Genomic DNA, 15,237 nt, shown 5'->3' with positions numbered 1-15,237 from the left:
AAACTAAGTGAGTGCCTTGATAACGCGCGTCGTCTCGATGGCGCCGTCGCCGTCATTTCCCCGATCAAAAACGCAACAACCGCGCGGGCTGCCATTGCGCGGTTTCGCTTGCTAGTTCAGGGTTTTATGGGCAGAATTTGATTCAATTTAGCAAGCCTTTTCCGTTGAAGGGGCGCTTCTTGCTATCGTGTGCCTGCGCACTTTATGGCGCATTTACTGGATCTACTAATGAAAAATTTTAGCACAGTCGGCACCCGCTTAGTATTAGCGGCTCTTTTTTCCGGCTTGAGCGCCGCTTCCGCCGATCCACTGAAATGCGAGTTTCGCGCCGATGCGCCGGACCAGCACCTGGTGGTCAAGGGCGATACGCTGTGGGACATCTCCGGTAAATTCCTTGAGCGCCCCTGGTGCTGGCCCACCGTCTGGGGCATGAACCGCGAGGAAATCGCCAATCCGCACTGGATTTATCCGGGCCAGATCATCTGGTTCGACCGCGCCGCCGGCCGCCTGCGCCTGGGCAATAAGATCGACGTCAGCAACGACGGCAGCAGCAGCGCCTCCAACCTGCGGCTGAAGCCGCAGCTGCGCACCGAGGGCCTGGGCAAGGACGCCGTGACGTCGATCCCGGCCGGCGTCATCGAACCCTTCCTGACTCAGCCGCTGATCATCGAAAACGACGAACTGGCCGGCGCGCCGCGCGTGGTGGCCACGCAGGACGGCCACGTGTTCCTGGGCAAGGACGACAAGGCCTATGTGCGCGGCGACCTCAAGGGCGGCAGCTCGTTCCAGGTGTTCCGTCCCGGCAACCCGCTGAAAGATCCGGTCACCAAGGCCGTCATCGGCTACGAGGCGTTTTACCTCGGCACGCTGAAATTGCAAACCGAGGCCCAGCCCGGCGGCGGCAGCGACATCCACACCTTTGTGGTGGCCAGCGCCAAGGAGGAGATGGGCAAGGGCGACCAGCTGCGCGCGATTCCGCCGATGCCGATGCAAAACTACGTGCCGCATCCGCCTGAGCAGAAAGTCGGCGCGCGGGTGGTGGCGATTTACGGCGGCGTCACGCACGCCGGCCAGAACCAGGTTGTCAGCATTAATCGCGGAAAGCTTGATGGACTCGACATTGGCTCCGTGCTGCAGTTGTACCATGCGGGGAAGACTGTCAGCGACGGCACGGCGGCGAAAAGCTGGCTGGGCATGCGCGAACAGCAGGTCAAGCTGCCGGACGAGGAAGTGGGCAGCTTGTTTATCTTCCGCGTGTTTAAGCATATTTCCTACGGCTTGATCATGCAGGTGTCGGCGCCGGTGGAAGTGGGCGACGTCGCCAAGTCGCCGGAGTGAGCCGCGCCGTGCAAGCCACGGATACCCCTACCGCAGCCTCCCAGCCAGTCAGCGCCGCCGCGCTGGCCGGTTGGTTGCGCTTGCAGATGACGGACGGCGTCGGCTTGGCGACGGCGCACCGGCTGCTGGAGCGCTTTGTCACGCCCGAGGCGATCTTCAGCGCCGGCCGCGGCGCGCTGCTGGAGGAGGTCAAGCCCGCCCAGGCCGATGCGCTGCTGCAAGCGCCGCCCGACCAGCTGGCCGCGCTGGTCGAGGCCACGTTGGCCTGGCAGCAACAGCCCGGCAACTTCCTGCTGAGTTGCGACCAAGCCGATTATCCTGAAGCGCTGCGCCACATCGCCGCCGCGCCGTTGCTGTTGTACGTCAAAGGGCGGGTCGAGTTGCTGAAACGGCCATCGCTGGCGGTGGTGGGTGCGCGCAACGCCAGCGCGCAGGGCATGCTGACCGCCGAGCGCATGGCGCAGGCCTTGTCCGAGGCCGGGCTGACCATTGTCTCCGGGCTGGCGCTGGGCATCGACGCGGCCGCGCACACCGGCGGCCTGAACGGGCCGGGCAGCACCGTCGCCGTGATCGGCACCGGCCCCGACCGCATTTATCCGGCGCGCAACAACGCGCTGGCCCGGCGCATCGCCGAGGAGGGCTGCATCGTCAGCGAATACGCGCTGGGCACGCCGCCGCTGCGCGACAACTTTCCGTGCCGTAACCGCGTCATCAGCGCGCTGGCGCGCGGGGTGCTGGTGGTGGAGGCGGCCGCCAAGTCCGGTTCATTGATTACCGCGCGGCTGGCGATGGAGCAGGGCAAGGAGTTGTACGCCATACCCGGTTCCATCCACGCCACGCTGGCCAAGGGCTGCCATGCACTGATCCGCGAGAACGGCGCCAAGCTGGTCGAATCGGCCGCCGACATCCTGACCGACCTGCGGCTGCTGACACCCGGCGCGCCCGGCAGCCGGCCGCCGCTGGACGACACTTTCGTCGACCGTGTGCTGGCGGCGCTGGGCGATCATCCGGCCGCGGCCGACCTGCTGGCCGTGCGCCTGAACCAGTCCGCCGCCGATTTGCAGGGGCAGTTGCTGGCGCTGGAGCTGGCCGGCCTGGTCGAGCGTTTGCCGGGTGGCATGTTCCAGCGTTTGCGCGCGTGACGGCCTGAAAAAAGCTCATCTGTCCGGCACTTGTGTCCGATCTGTTTTAACTGATAGAGTAGAGCCATGTTCGACATCCTTGTTTATCTCTACGAGACTTATTATCGTCCCGATGCCTGCCCGGAACCGGCGGCATTGGCCAAGAAACTGTCGGCTGTCGGTTTTGACGATGTCGAGATTTCCGAGGCGCTGGTCTGGTTGAACGACCTGAACGCGATGGCCGAGGTGGAGCACACCCTGACCGCGGCCTCCACCGGCACCCGGTTCTACGTGGAAGAAGAGCAGGATGTGCTGGGTCCGGCCGCCATCGGCTTCATCCAGTTCCTGGAGTCGGCCAAGGTGCTGTCGCCGTTGCAGCGCGAAATCGTCGTCGAGCGCGCGCTGGCGCTGGAAGAGGCGCCCGTGTCGCTGGGCAAGCTCAAGGTCATCGTGCTGATGTTGCTCTGGAGCCAAGGCAAGGAGCCGGACGCGCTGATGTTCGACGACCTGTTCGGTTCCGACGAGGACCAGGCGCCGCGCCTGTTGCACTAATAAAGACCGCCGCAGCGGTTTGCGCCTCCCCTTTAGTAACGAATGAGCAACATTCGGCTGCGCGATACGCTGCATTGCCGCTGTACGGCGCTGTTTGCTTGCAGCCGGGCCGGCAACGCGCTTATCATTGGCGCTTTGACAAGACTGTGACGCCTCGGGCTTGCCATCCGCATCGCAAAAGTGCAGACTGCGACGCGATCCATGTATGATGCGCATGCTGCACCCATCCCAAGTGTTAAAAAACGAGATACAAAATATGACCAAAACCCTCATCATCGCCGAGAAGCCTTCTGTCGCGAACGACATCGCGAAGACGCTTGGCGGCTTTACCAAGCACGATGAGTACTTTGAATCCGACGAGTACGTGCTGTCCTCCGCCGTCGGCCACCTGCTGGAAATCGCCGTACCGGAAGAGCACGACGTCAAGCGCGGCAAATGGAGCTTCGCCCACCTGCCGATGATCCCGCCGTACTTTGCGCTGAACCCGATCGCCAAGACCGAGGCGCGCCTCAAGGTGCTCAACAAGCTGATCAAGCGCAAAGACGTCACCACCCTGATCAACGCATGTGACGCGGGCCGCGAAGGCGAGTTGATTTTCCGTTTGATCGCGCAGAACGCCAAGGCCAAGCAACCGGTCAAGCGCCTGTGGCTGCAATCGATGACGCCCGGCGCGATCCGCGAAGGCTTCACCCACCTGCGCAGCGACGAGGACATGATGCCGCTGGCCGACGCCGCTCGCTGCCGCTCGGAAGCGGACTGGCTGATCGGCATCAACGGCACCCGCGCGATGACCGCGTTCAACTCGAAAGAGGGCGGCTTCTACCTGACCACCGTGGGCCGCGTGCAGACGCCGACCCTGTCGATCGTGGTCGAGCGGGAAGAGAAGATCAAGAAATTCGTCTCGCGCGACTTCTGGGAAGTGCGCGCCGAGTTCGTCTGCGCGGCCGGCGTCTACGAAGGCCGCTGGCTGGACACCAAGTTCAAGAAGGACGAAACCGACCCCGAGAAGCGCGCCGAGCGCCTGTGGAGCAAGGCTGCGGCCGACTCCATCGCGCTGGCGGTGCGCGGCAAGCAGGGCAACGTCACCGAGGAAGCCAAGCCGACCACGTCGATGGCGCCCGCGCTGTTCGACCTGACCAGCCTGCAGCGCGAGGCCAACTCGCGCTTCGGCTTCTCGGCCAAGAACACGCTGGGCCTGGCGCAGGCGCTGTACGAAAAGCACAAGGTGCTGACCTACCCGCGTACCGATTCGCGCCACCTGCCGGAAGACTACATGCCGACCGTGATGCAGGCGCTGGAAGTGGTCAAGGAAAACCCGAACTACCACCAGTTCGCCAAGCAGATCCTGGACAAGAAGTGGGTCAAGCCGAACAAGCGCATCTTCGACAACACCAAGATCTCGGATCACTTCGCGATCATTCCGACCACCATCGCACCGAAGAATTTGTCCGAGCCGGAACAGAAGCTGTACGACCTGGTCACGCGCCGTTTCATGGCCGTGTTCTTCCCGCCTGCCGAGTTCCAGGTCACCACCCGCTACACCGAAGTGTCCGGCCATCAGTTCAAGACTGAAGGCAAGGTCATGACCAATCCGGGCTGGCTGGCGATCTACGGCAAGGAAGCCTCGTCGGACGACGACAAGGAAGGCAACGCCAACGGCAACCTGGTGCCGGTGGCCAAGGGCGAGAAGGTGCTGACCGACACGGTCAACGCCAATGGCCTGGTCACCAAGCCGCCCGCACGCTACACGGAGGCGACGCTGCTGTCGGCGATGGAAGGCGCGGGCAAGCTGGTCGAGGACGACGAGCTGCGCGATGCGATGGCCGGCAAGGGCCTGGGCACGCCAGCAACGCGCGCCGCCACCATCGAGGGTCTGCTGACCGAGCGCTACCTGCTGCGCGAAGGGCGCGAACTGATGCCGACCGCGAAAGCGTTCCAGCTGATGACGCTGCTGCGCGGCCTGGGCGTGAACGAACTGACCGCGCCGGAGCTGACCGGCGAGTGGGAATACAAGCTGTCGCAAATGGAGAAGGGCAAGATCTCGCGTGACGAGTTCATGCGTGAAATCGCCCAGATGACGCAGATCATCGTCAAGCGCGCCAAGGAATACGACAACGATACGATCCCGGGCGACTACCACACGCTGCACACGCCGTGCCCGAACTGCGGCAGCGTGGTCAAGGAAAACTACCGCCGCTTCGCCTGCACCAAGTGCGATTTCTCGATGAGCAAAACGCCGGGCAGCCGCCAGTTCGAGATCGAGGAAGTGGAGCAGTTGCTGAAGGACCGCACCATCGGCCCGCTGCAAGGTTTCCGCTCGAAGATGGGACGTCCGTTCGCGGCCATCCTGCGCATCGTGCGCGACGAAGAGATCAAGAACTTCAAGCTGGAGTTCGACTTCGGTCAGAACGACGATGCGGAAGGCGCGGAGCCGGTCGACTTCACCGGCCAGACCGCGCTGGGCCCGTGTCCGAAGTGCGCCGGCGGCGTGTACGAGATGGGTCTGGCGTATGTGTGCGAAAACAGCGTCGCCAAACCGAAGACCTGCGATTTCCGCAGCGGCCGCATCATCCTGCAACAGGAGATTCTGCCTGAGCAGATGGCCAAGCTGCTCAACGACGGCAAGACCGACCTGCTGCCGGGCTTTGTCTCGCAGCGCACGCGCCGTCCGTTCAAGGCCTTCCTGGTGAAGGGCAAGGACGGCAAGATCAGCTTCGAGTTCGAAGAGCGCAAGGCCAAGGCTCCGGCCAAGGGCAAAGCGGCCGCGGTAGCGGACGAGGGCGCGGACGGTGCAGCCGAAGACGCGGCGCCAGCGAAGAAAGCTCCGGCCAAGAAGGCGGCCGCAGTCAAGGCTCCGGCCAAGGCTGCAGCGGTCAAAAAGCCGGCGGCCAAGAAAGCGCCAGCCAAAAAAGCAGCACCTAAAAAAGCTGCCGCCACCGCTGAGTAATCTTCAGCTGCACCAACAAAAACGGGACCTTGAGGGTCCCGTTTTTGTTTCGTAACGTCCGGGGTCAAGTCTGACATTCGGACACGAGCTCGACCATAAACCGCAAGCTACCGCTCAGTCAGTGTCCGAATGTCAGACTTGACCCCGGCTGGGGTTAGACGCGCCAGGCAGTGCCCGGCTTCATGGACACTTCGATCAGTTGGCCGGCCTGCCATTGCAGAGCATCCTTCTTGCTGAGCGCGATCGCGGGCGTGGTCGTGGCCACGTTGGAGGCGATGGCGATCCATTGCTGCTGCTCGCGCCGGTAGACGGTGATCTCGCAGGCGCCCTTCGGGCTGCCGCAGGCCCAGGCTAGCCAGTCGTCGCTGATCAGCAGGTAGGCTAGTTGATCGCTGTGCGGATCTTCTAGCCGCTGGCCGTGCATGGCGCCGCTGGCCTCGCGATACCAGTCTTCCTCGTAACTGTTGTCGAGGCCGGTTTCGTGCACGTGGTCGGCATCGTCGAAGCGCATCCAGCCGGCGTCGAGCTCGCTGCTGAGGGCGGGATAGGCGATGGCGGGATGCCAGGTGCAGCGCTCGCCTTCCACCACGGTCTCGCCGGCGAAGCCGTTGATGCCGTTGCGGTCGACGGGAATGCGCAGGTCGATGTGATAGCGCTCTGCCTGGAACCACCACACTTGAGTGGTCAGGTCGCTGCTGCCGTTGCTGCGCCAGATGCCGCTGCGGCGCCACACGCCTTCGTATTCTGCTGGAACCATGTCACTTCAAGTCGTCGGTATAAAAGTAGACCGTACCACGAATCGAGCTGGCGGGCACATGCAGCGCTGCCGCCAGCGACCGCGCGTCCGGCTGCTGCAAGGCTTGCTTGTTCAGCGTGATCGCCGCTGTCGATGCGCCACCCGCCGCCGTGTACGAAACGATGTGATCGAAATCCGGCCGGCTGTCGATCTGCTTGACCAGGTAGCGTTGTTTGCCCGTTCCGATCTGCACGTAGCTGGCGTCGGCGCTGGTCTTCTGCGCCGGCGACAGTTGGCGGTACATCAGCACCTTGTCGACCACGACGGTGGAGGCGGCGAACTGCGTCTTGCCGCCTTGCTCGAAATGACCCAGCACCAGGTCGGCCTTGAACTGCCGCAGCGGCGCCGCGCTCGATGGCGCCAGGCGCGACAGTTCGAACTTCTCCGGTGCGACGGTCCACAGCGCGGTCTTGCCGTCGAGACGACGGCGCAGCGCCGCGTCGGTGGCGGGATCAGCCACGTGCACTTGCAGGATCACCTGGTAGTCGTGCGGCGCATGGAACATCGGCAGGTGCGATGCGTACAGACCTTCCTCGCCCCCGAACAGCGCCATACCGTGCTCGCCGTAGCTGGCATCGGCCGCACCGGCGCTGCCGGCTATCAAGGCCAGCGCTAGCAGCGCGGCCCTCATGCCTTCACCAGCAGCTTGCCGCGATGCTCACCGGTGAACAGCGAGTTCAGTGCCGACGGCAGTTGCTCGAAGCCGTCGATCACCGTTTCCTCGAACACGATCTCGCCCGCCTTCACCCACGGCGCGACGATGCGTATCATCTCGTCCATGCGGTGCAGGTAGTCGCGCGCCAGCATGCCCTGGATCGTGGCGCGCTGGTACAGCATGTGATGCAGCAGGCGCGGCCCCAGTTCCGGCGTCTCCAGGCCGCCGCTGTACTGGCTGATCTGGCCACAGATGACGATGCGCGCGCGGCGGTTGATCAACGGGATCACCGCATCAGTCACCATGCCGCCGACGTTATCGAAATACACATCGACGCCGCCGGTCAGGCGCTTGATTTCCGCGCCGAGCGCGTCGGCGTCGGCATAGGCCTTGTAGTCGATGGCCCAGTCCGCGCCCAGCGTATCGCGCAGCCAGCCGCACTTGGCCGCGCCGCCGGCGATGCCGAGCACGCGCGCGCCGTGGCGCTTGGCGAACTGCACCACCAACGATCCCACCGCGCCGGCCGCGCCGGACACCACCACCACCTCGCCCGCATGCGGCTTGCCCGATTCCGTCTGGCCGAACCAGGCCGTGCGGCCCGGCATGCCCAGCACGCCGAGCGCGGTGGTCACCGGCGCCAGTTCCGGATCGATGCGCTTCAGGCCGCTGGCGTGGACGCGTGCATGCGTTTGCCAGCCGGTGTAGCTTTGCACCCAGTCGCCGATGGCGAAGCCGGCTGCGTTCGACGCCAGCACCTGCGCCACCACCGCGCCTTGCTGCACAGTGTCGAGTGGATGGGGATCGGTGTCGTACGTCGGCTTGCTGGACTGGCCGATGCGCATGTACGGATCGACGCTGAACCAGCGCGCTTCGATCAGCACCTCGCCGTCGCCCAGCGCGGTCGATAGTTGTTGTTCAACGAGCTCGTAGTGCTCGGCCGTGATCTGGCCGACGGGCTGCCGGCGATAGATCCATTGTTGTTGGGTGAGTGTCGTCATGCTGCAGATGGTAAGATGCTCTTCGTATCCAGTAAAGCAACTTAAATTCATCTTTCATATCCTGTTTGGACATCATGAATCTTTCCGACCTGCGTGTTTTTGTCAGCGCTGCCCGCCGTCCGTCGCTGGGCGCGGCCGCGCTGGAGCTGCATTTGACGCCGTCGGCGGTGTCCAAGGCGCTCAAGCGGCTGGAGGATGGCCTGGGCAAGCCGCTGTTCGACCGCAGCGCCAAGCAGCTGGTGCTGAATGACAGCGGCCAGTTGCTGCTGGCTCGCGCCCAGACCCTGCTGGCGCTGGCCGACCAGGCCAAGGCCGACCTGATGGGTGAACGCGCCGCCGTGGACAGCCGCGTCGCCGGTCCGGCGATCCTGCTGTGGAGGCATGGGCAAATGTTGTCGCAGGCGTTGCGCGCCTATCCGGAAGCCAGCCTGCGCATGCAGGCCATGTTCGAGGATGAGGCGCTGGCGGCGTTGCTGCGTGGCGATATCAACGCCGCCATCGTCACCGGCGACGTCATCGAGGGACGCGGCGAACATTGGTCGGACGAATGGCAGGTCACGCCGCTGGGCAGCGTGACCTTGCATCTGGTGGCGGGGCTGCGCCATCCGTTGGTTACGTCGCTGTCGCCGGCACCGCTGCTGGAGGCGGATACGGCGCAAGTGCTGGCGCACGATTTCGCCTGCCCGTCGCGCTCGCTGTTTTGCGGCGTGCAGCGCGGCGCCCGTTCCGACGGCTGGCGCGACGACCAGCTGCCGCGCAAGATCCGCTACTGGACCGACGATCTGCAACTGCTGCTGGCGCTGGTCAAGTCCGGCGAGGCGCTGGCCTACCTGCCGGACTTCGCGCTGGCCGATCCCGAGCTGCGCCGCATCCGCGTCACCGATTGCGCGTTCGAATGCGTGGAGCAGGTGGCCTTGGTGTGGAACGGCGCGAAGGCCAGCACCTGGCAGCGCGAGCTGGCGGCCGCGCTTGCAGGATACAACTCGTAACTTTTCTTACGGAACTGTGGTCGTCTGTCGCGAGGGCGGTCGCGTTAATTGCTCAAGACGCTGATGAACAGCGATCTGCCAACCACTAGAAAAGGAACATAATCATGAAAACCAAATCCCTGATGATCGCCGGCGTGCTTTCCATGATCAGCGCCGCAGCTTTCGCGCAAACCAATCCAGTGGCACAAGTCCATCAGGACAATGCTCAGATCCGCCGGGACGTCAAAGAGATCCACCAGGATACTCGCCAGATCAAGCGCGACAACGCGGTGATCGCGGCCAAGCAAAGCCAGGTGGCGGCAGGTCAGCAGCAACTGCAAGCGGAACGCGGCGAACGCAACGCGCTGGCCCGCGCCGAACACACCGACATCAAGAAGGGCGACCTGGCCGGCGCCCAGCAGCTGGACCAGGCGCGCCGTGCCGAGCAGCAAAACATCAAGGTGGAGAAGCAGGCCATCCAGCATGACGAAAAAGTGATCGCCCGCCGCAGCGCCGACAAGCACCAGGAGCAACTGGCGCGCCACGACGAGAAGCTGGAACGCCATGCGGACAAGGTCAAGCGCGACCACGACGCTGCCAAAATCTGATTGCTGAAATTTCAAGCAAGCCGGGCGCCTCCAAAACGCCCGGCTTTTTTACGCTTGCGCCACGTGCGGCGAGCAACTATATTGAAGTTATCATGACCATCGCCCTCAACTCCGTTAGCGCAAGTCCGGCTTACCAGCCGTATGTGCCCGTCGTCTCCAGTACGGCGGCGGGGGCCTTGTCGTCCGCGGCTGTCAGCCTCTCGGCGGAGTCGGCCGTGGTGGCGTCGCTGGGCGGATCGACCGGGGCCGCGGTCTACACGCCGTCCGGCTTGCTGGATACCTTGCAACAGGCCGGCACGACGGCCGAGCCGGTCACTGTTCCCGCCGACGGCAGCAATGTCGATACTTCCGCCACGGCGCAGCAAGCGCAGGATCAGGCGATTCTTTCCTCGCTGGCCTCGGCGCCGTCGGCGTCGGGCGTCTACACCGGCGCCGGGACGGTCAGCGGGCTGTCGGAGCAGGCCTCGGCCAATTGGGCGGACCTGCTCAAGGCCAATCCCAGCCTGGCCGGCACCCTCATCGAAGACTCCTACAACGCCGGGCTGGTCAGCTCCCTGCAAGTCACCGCCTAAAACAGTGGGGTCAAGTCTGACATTCGGACACGAGCTCTGCCGTAGGCAGGCGCCTACGGCAGAGCTCGTGTCCGAATGTCAGACTTGACCCCAGTCGTATTTACTGGGCCAGCAGCTCGACGTTGATCATGTTGTCGTCGGGCTTGCGGTCGATCAGCTTGTTGTCGGGATCGATGCCGGCCTTGCCCGGACGGCCGTTGATGATCACCGTGTACAGATTGTCCTTGCGCTCGATGAGCTTGCGTTCGCGGTACAGGGCGTTGCCGTCCTTGTCGTCGATGCCGATGTCGATCCAGTCCTTCAACGGCGTATCTTTTTCCGCGCCCTGGTCGTCGGCCCGCACCTTGGCGGCGCTGACCGCGAACGTCACTTCGTACTTGCCGTCCGCCAGCTTGCGCGCGGTGGCCGAGACCGCATGGTTCTCGTACAGCACGATGCTGTTGAACAGGTCGTCGATCAGGTAGGCCTGCTCGGGCGGCGTGATCTTGCGCAGCGCGTCGACCAGCACCGTGACGCTCGGATACGGCCCGCTCTTGCGGCCATACTGCGTCAGCAAGTCCTTCAGCACGGCGTTGATCCTGGCCTCGCCCAGGATGTCCTGCAACTGGTACATCGCCAGGCTGCCCTTGCGGTACTGGATGTAGTTCTGGTTTTCGTTGTCCGCCAACGGCAGTTCTTTCTTGCGCTCCATCGCCCGGCCCATCAGGTACAGGTCCAGGTCGTAGTGCAGGAAGCGCCGCATCTTGTCCGCGCCGAAGTTCTTCTTCATCACCATCAGCGCCGAGTATTCGGCCAGCGTTTCGCTCAGCACCGTGCTGCCGCGGGTGTTGCCGCCGACCAGCTGATGGCCCCACCACTGGTGCGCCACTTCATGCGCGGTGACGTAGAACGGGTAGTCGATGTCCTTCGGGCTCTTGTCGTTGACCTTGGCGATGAAGCCTATCGATTCCGCATACGCTATCGTGGTCGGCAGCGATTGCGCGAAGGTGGCGTAGCGCGGGAACTCGACAATGCGCACCAGCTTGTGCTGGTAGGGCCCGAAGTTGCGGGTGTAGTAGTCCAGCGATTCCTTGATGCCCTTGTCCATACGGTCGAGGTTGTACTCGTGGCCGGGATGGTAGTACAGCTCGATGCCGACGTCCTGCCACCAGTCGCGCTTGACCAGGTAGCGCGCCGACTGGATGGCGTAGTAGTTCAGGATGGGCTGGTCCATCTTGTAGTGATAGTAGTGCCGTCCCTGCTTGCTCCATTCCTTGACCAGCGTGCCGGGCGCGACGGCGATCTGGTCGGCGCTGGTGCTGACGGTGGCGTCAAAGCTGATCCAGTCGGCGTCGTTGCCGGCGACGTTGTTGGCCAGGCCGGCCGGGTCGTCGCGCGGCAGCATGCGTTCGCGTGCCGGCAGCCTGTGCCGCTTGCGGTCGCGCGCGTCGTTCAGTTCCATCGCCTGCTGGTAGCCGATGTGCGGCAGCACGCCGTTGTTGAAGAAGGTGCCGTTGCCGACCACCGGCGTGTCCTGGCCCATGCCGAGGATGCCTTCGGGCAGGTAGACCACGTCGAAGTCCATCGTCAGCTGCGCGCCCGGCGCCAGCGGCTTGGCCAGCTTGTAGCTGTAGAAACCGAGGTCGTCATCCTGGAAGCCCGGCCGCGCGTCCTGGCTGAAGCGCACCTTGAATTGGGTGGTGGTGTTGTCCTGGTAGACCAGCACATCGCTGATCGGCTGCGCGGTCTTGTTCTCCAGCAGGTAGCGGCCCTTGACAACCAGGCTGCGCTGGCTCGGCGCGATGGCGACGTCCAGCTTGACGTCGGTGATGCGTGGCTGCGGCACCACGGCGAACTTCTTGTACTTGCGCTCGTAGTCGGCGTGTTCGGCATCCTTCTGGTAGGCCGACTTGAAACAGTGGGCGATGTGGGTGTTGTAGAACACCACGCTGCCGGCGCCGAGGAACACCAGCAGGCCGGCCGCCACCGTGCTCAGCACCGGCACCGTCAGCGCGTGGCGCGCCAGTTGCAGGCGCTGGCGCCAGCCGTCGTTGGTGCCGCGCGCCCAGAACAGCAGCGACAGCACCACCAGCAGCACGGCGGCGCCGGCCCAGTACAGCTCGAACCAGCGCTCGCGCGCCAGGTAATGGCCGTAGCCGTTCATGGCGGAATAGATGAAGCTCGGCGTGTTGCCGTAGATGAGCATGGGATCGTCGACGCCGATCGTGCCCAGCGTGATGCTGGCCAGGTAGTAGACGATCATCGCGAAGTAGGCCAGGTATTTCTGGTTGATCAGCACTTGCAGCGCGATCGCCAGCACGGCCGACAGCGCGTAGGCCGGCAGCTGCAGCAGGAACAGGTGGTACAGATACAGCCCCGGCTCCAGGATGAAATAGCCTTTGGCGATCTGGATCGCCATGCCGCACACCATCACCACCACCATCAGCAGGGTCTGCAGGCCGATCAGCGCGATCAGCTTGGACAGCATCGGCAGCCAGCTGGGAATCGGCAGCGCGTCCAGCATCTGCGCCATGCGCGCTTCGCGCTCGCGCCACACCAGCTCGCCCGCGTAGAAGGTGGTGATGACGAACATGAACAGCGCGAAGGTTTCCGACACCGACTCCAGCACCAGGTAGGTGACCGGGTAGGTGGTGGTGCCGAACATCGAGCCCATGTCCAGCGCGCTGGCCAGCATCATCAGCACGCCGGCCAGCACCAGCACCAGGAAGTAGATGTTCTTGGTGGTTTCGCGCAGGCTCAGCCAGCTCATCTTGAACAGCAGCGCGGCCAGGCTGCGCGACTGGAAGTCCGGCGTTTCCTGGGTGCTGGTGGACTGGGTCGACAGGTGCAGCGGCGCCTCGCCTTCGCCGCGGCTGGTGCTGCCGGCGCCGCTGTCGATGGTGGCGATGAAGTGGAAGCGCCAGTAACCCAGCAGCAGGCCGGCCAGCGCGAACGAGCACCACAGCACGCGGTTGAGCAGGTACACGCCCTCCGGCCAGAACATGCGGCTGTTGCGCTCGATGATGGGCCAGTATTCGGTCAGGCGGATCACGGCGGTGGTGCCGAAGGGGTCGATCAGCGCGGCCAGCGTCTTGTAGTCGAGGTCGCGCGCCAGGCCGGGGGCGACGATGTAGCCGATCAGCATGACCACGCTGGAGATGTAGACCGGCAGCATGCGCCGCGTCAGCGCGGCCAGGATGAAGAACACGGCGCCGAAGATGAAGATGTCGGGCAGGATGACGATCAGGTAGGGGATCACGTAGCCCAGCAGGCCAGGCTGGCCCAGCCGTTCGGCGTCGATGCCGGGAATGTAGCTGCCCAGCCAGGCGCCCAGCAGGATGCTGGTGAAGATGATGGCCAGCGTCAGGTAGGCGCCGAGGAAGCGGCCGAACATGTACTGGTGCTTCTTGATCGGCGCCGAGAAGAAGAAGTGCTGCATGTCGTATTCGAAGTCCTGCTGCACCGAGCGGCCCATCATGGCGGCCATCACCACCACGCCCAGCGAGGCCAGCACGCTGGTGGTAAACATCAGCGAGCGCGGCGAGTCGATCAGCTGGCTGCCGAAGGCGACCGAGGCGCCCTTGAAGACGCCGCCGGCGGCGGCCATCCACAGCAGCGACAGCGCCAGGAAGCCGAGGAAGTAGACCCAGGTGGACAGCAGCTTGAGGCGCTGGCGCGCTTCAAAGTAGGCGATGGAAAACATGCGGCCGCCTTAATCGCAGGTGGCCGCGGCGCGATGGCGGCCGGCGATGGTGGCGAAGTAGACATCTTCAAGGTCGCCGATGGCTTCCTCGAAGCCGTCGCCGGGATCGGTCTCGCTGTAGACGTGGATGAGGGTGCGGCCGGACAGCAGGCGCGACGAGATGACCGGATGGCGCAGCTGGAACGACGGCAGGTCGCGCTTGTCGATGAAGCGGGCCCAGATCTTGTCGCTGACGTCGTGGATCAGTTCCTGGGTCGGGCCGCACAGCAGCAGATGGCCCTTGTTGATGATGGCCATGTTGGCGCACAGGTCGGCCACGTCGCTGACGATGTGGGTCGACAGGATCACGGTCTTGTCGTCGCCGATGTCGGACAGCAGGTTGTGGAAGCGCACACGTTCCTGCGGGTCGAGGCCGGCGGTCGGCTCGTCGACGATGATCAGCTTGGGATCGCCCAGCAGCGCCTGGGCGATGCCGAAGCGCTGGCGCATGCCGCCGGAGAAGCCGCCCAGGCGCTGGTTGCGCACGTCGAACAGATTGGTTTGTTGCAGCAGGCCGTCGACCACCTCGCGCCGGCGGTTGCGGTTGGACAGGCCCTTGAGCACGGCGAAATGGTCCAGCAGTTCATAAGCCGTCACTTTCGGGTACACGCCGAAGTCCTGCGGCAGATAGCCCAGCAGGCGGCGCACTTCGTCCTTTTCGTCCAGCACATCGATGTCATCCAGGAACACGGAGCCGGAATCGCACTCCTGCAAGGTCGCCAGCGTCCGCATCAGCGTGGACTTGCCGGCGCCGTTGGGGCCGAGCAAGCCAAACATCCCGGCCGGGATGGTGAGCGAAATATTGTCCAGCGCCACGACGCCATTGCCGTAGGTTTTAGACAAGTTGCTGATGCGTAATTCCATGCTAACTCCTGAATGATTCTGCCGGTGTCTGCTCCGCGTTTCTGCACGGCCATACACTTTTCACATGATGGCATTGTATTGAATTTGTTCTATACAT

General features: G+C 64.0%; 12 protein-coding genes. 7 read left to right on the top strand and 5 right to left on the bottom strand.

The features are described 5' to 3' along the window. Nucleotides 1–228: 228 nt before the first annotated feature. From ACEN9O_RS04435 to ACEN9O_RS04420, 4 genes are all read left to right on the top strand, one after another. The gene (locus tag ACEN9O_RS04435; RefSeq protein ID WP_495616434.1) at nucleotides 229–1,338 is read left to right on the top strand and encodes a LysM peptidoglycan-binding domain-containing protein; all 1,110 of its coding nucleotides are present in this window, start codon (nucleotides 229–231) and stop codon (nucleotides 1,336–1,338) included. Between the two features lie 8 nt (nucleotides 1,339–1,346). Next, the gene (gene dprA, locus ACEN9O_RS04430) at nucleotides 1,347–2,480 is read left to right on the top strand and encodes a DNA-processing protein DprA (RefSeq protein ID WP_495616433.1); all 1,134 of its coding nucleotides are present in this window, start codon (nucleotides 1,347–1,349) and stop codon (nucleotides 2,478–2,480) included. Nucleotides 2,481–2,546: 66 nt separating this feature from the next. Continuing rightward, the gene (locus ACEN9O_RS04425) at nucleotides 2,547–3,011 is read left to right on the top strand and encodes a Smg family protein (protein ID WP_495616432.1); all 465 of its coding nucleotides are present in this window, start codon (nucleotides 2,547–2,549) and stop codon (nucleotides 3,009–3,011) included. Nucleotides 3,012–3,267: 256 nt separating this feature from the next. Beyond that, nucleotides 3,268–5,958: a DNA topoisomerase III gene (locus ACEN9O_RS04420; RefSeq protein WP_495616431.1), complete on the top strand. Its 2,691-nt coding sequence runs from the start codon at nucleotides 3,268–3,270 to the stop codon at nucleotides 5,956–5,958. 154 nt (nucleotides 5,959–6,112) lie between these two features. On the opposite strand, the gene ACEN9O_RS04415 is transcribed toward ACEN9O_RS04420, so the two are convergent. From ACEN9O_RS04415 to ACEN9O_RS04405, 3 genes are read right to left on the bottom strand one after another with little or no spacing between them, the layout of a single operon-like run. Continuing rightward, complete coding sequence (locus ACEN9O_RS04415) at nucleotides 6,113–6,715, bottom strand: hypothetical protein (protein ID WP_495616430.1); 603 nt, start codon at nucleotides 6,713–6,715, stop codon at nucleotides 6,113–6,115. Between the two features lies 1 nt (nucleotide 6,716). Continuing rightward, a complete protein-coding gene (locus tag ACEN9O_RS04410) occupies nucleotides 6,717–7,385 on the bottom strand; it encodes a hypothetical protein (protein WP_495616429.1) in 669 nt (222 codons plus the stop codon). Beyond that, nucleotides 7,382–8,407, bottom strand: coding sequence for an NADP-dependent oxidoreductase (locus tag ACEN9O_RS04405; RefSeq protein WP_495616428.1), 1,026 nt, complete (start codon nucleotides 8,405–8,407; stop codon nucleotides 7,382–7,384). Before ACEN9O_RS04405 ends, ACEN9O_RS04410 begins: the two co-directional genes overlap by 4 nt. A 74-nt stretch (nucleotides 8,408–8,481) precedes the next feature. Here ACEN9O_RS04405 and ACEN9O_RS04400 point away from each other — a divergent pair, with 74 nt between their 5' ends. The 3 genes from ACEN9O_RS04400 to ACEN9O_RS04390 all read left to right on the top strand — a co-directional run bounded on the left by ACEN9O_RS04400 (nucleotide 8,482) and on the right by ACEN9O_RS04390 (nucleotide 10,555). Beyond that, nucleotides 8,482–9,396, top strand: a complete 915-nt coding sequence (locus tag ACEN9O_RS04400) for a LysR family transcriptional regulator (protein WP_495616427.1) — start codon at nucleotides 8,482–8,484, stop codon at nucleotides 9,394–9,396. A 104-nt stretch (nucleotides 9,397–9,500) separates the two neighbouring features. Next, entirely contained in the window at nucleotides 9,501–9,983 is a 483-nt protein-coding gene (locus ACEN9O_RS04395) for a hypothetical protein (RefSeq protein ID WP_495616426.1), read from the top strand. Between the two features lie 92 nt (nucleotides 9,984–10,075). Further along, entirely contained in the window at nucleotides 10,076–10,555 is a 480-nt protein-coding gene (locus ACEN9O_RS04390) for a hypothetical protein (protein ID WP_495616425.1), read from the top strand. Between the two features lie 100 nt (nucleotides 10,556–10,655). Here the strand turns inward: ACEN9O_RS04390 and ACEN9O_RS04385 are convergent, their stop codons facing one another. Beyond that, nucleotides 10,656–14,237, bottom strand: a complete 3,582-nt coding sequence (locus ACEN9O_RS04385) for an ABC transporter permease/M1 family aminopeptidase (protein ID WP_495616424.1) — start codon at nucleotides 14,235–14,237, stop codon at nucleotides 10,656–10,658. 9 nt (nucleotides 14,238–14,246) lie between these two features. Next, nucleotides 14,247–15,140, bottom strand: coding sequence for an ABC transporter ATP-binding protein (locus tag ACEN9O_RS04380; protein WP_495616423.1), 894 nt, complete (start codon nucleotides 15,138–15,140; stop codon nucleotides 14,247–14,249). Nucleotides 15,141–15,237 lie beyond the last annotated feature (97 nt).

The sequence above is a fragment of the Duganella sp. Dugasp78 genome, from assembly GCF_059491455.1.
The sequence above is the reverse complement of the archived record's forward strand: the minus strand, read 5'-3'. Positions and strand labels throughout refer to the sequence as shown.

What these genes read in the sequence shown, in the direction of transcription:
- ACEN9O_RS04425 (WP_495616432.1), top strand. Translation starts at nt 2,547, where the DNA reads ATGTTCGACATCCTTGTTTATCTCTACGAGACTTATTATCGTCCCGAT.
- ACEN9O_RS04415 (WP_495616430.1), bottom strand. Translation starts at nt 6,715, where the DNA reads ATGGTTCCAGCAGAATACGAAGGCGTGTGGCGCCGCAGCGGCATCTGG.
- ACEN9O_RS04390 (WP_495616425.1), top strand. Translation starts at nt 10,076, where the DNA reads ATGACCATCGCCCTCAACTCCGTTAGCGCAAGTCCGGCTTACCAGCCG.
- ACEN9O_RS04405 (WP_495616428.1), bottom strand. Translation starts at nt 8,407, where the DNA reads ATGACGACACTCACCCAACAACAATGGATCTATCGCCGGCAGCCCGTC.
- ACEN9O_RS04380 (WP_495616423.1), bottom strand. Translation starts at nt 15,140, where the DNA reads ATGGAATTACGCATCAGCAACTTGTCTAAAACCTACGGCAATGGCGTC.
- ACEN9O_RS04420 (WP_495616431.1), top strand. Translation starts at nt 3,268, where the DNA reads ATGACCAAAACCCTCATCATCGCCGAGAAGCCTTCTGTCGCGAACGAC.
- ACEN9O_RS04385 (WP_495616424.1), bottom strand. Translation starts at nt 14,237, where the DNA reads ATGTTTTCCATCGCCTACTTTGAAGCGCGCCAGCGCCTCAAGCTGCTG.
- ACEN9O_RS04395 (WP_495616426.1), top strand. Translation starts at nt 9,501, where the DNA reads ATGAAAACCAAATCCCTGATGATCGCCGGCGTGCTTTCCATGATCAGC.
- ACEN9O_RS04400 (WP_495616427.1), top strand. Translation starts at nt 8,482, where the DNA reads ATGAATCTTTCCGACCTGCGTGTTTTTGTCAGCGCTGCCCGCCGTCCG.
- ACEN9O_RS04435 (WP_495616434.1), top strand. Translation starts at nt 229, where the DNA reads ATGAAAAATTTTAGCACAGTCGGCACCCGCTTAGTATTAGCGGCTCTT.
- ACEN9O_RS04410 (WP_495616429.1), bottom strand. Translation starts at nt 7,385, where the DNA reads ATGAGGGCCGCGCTGCTAGCGCTGGCCTTGATAGCCGGCAGCGCCGGT.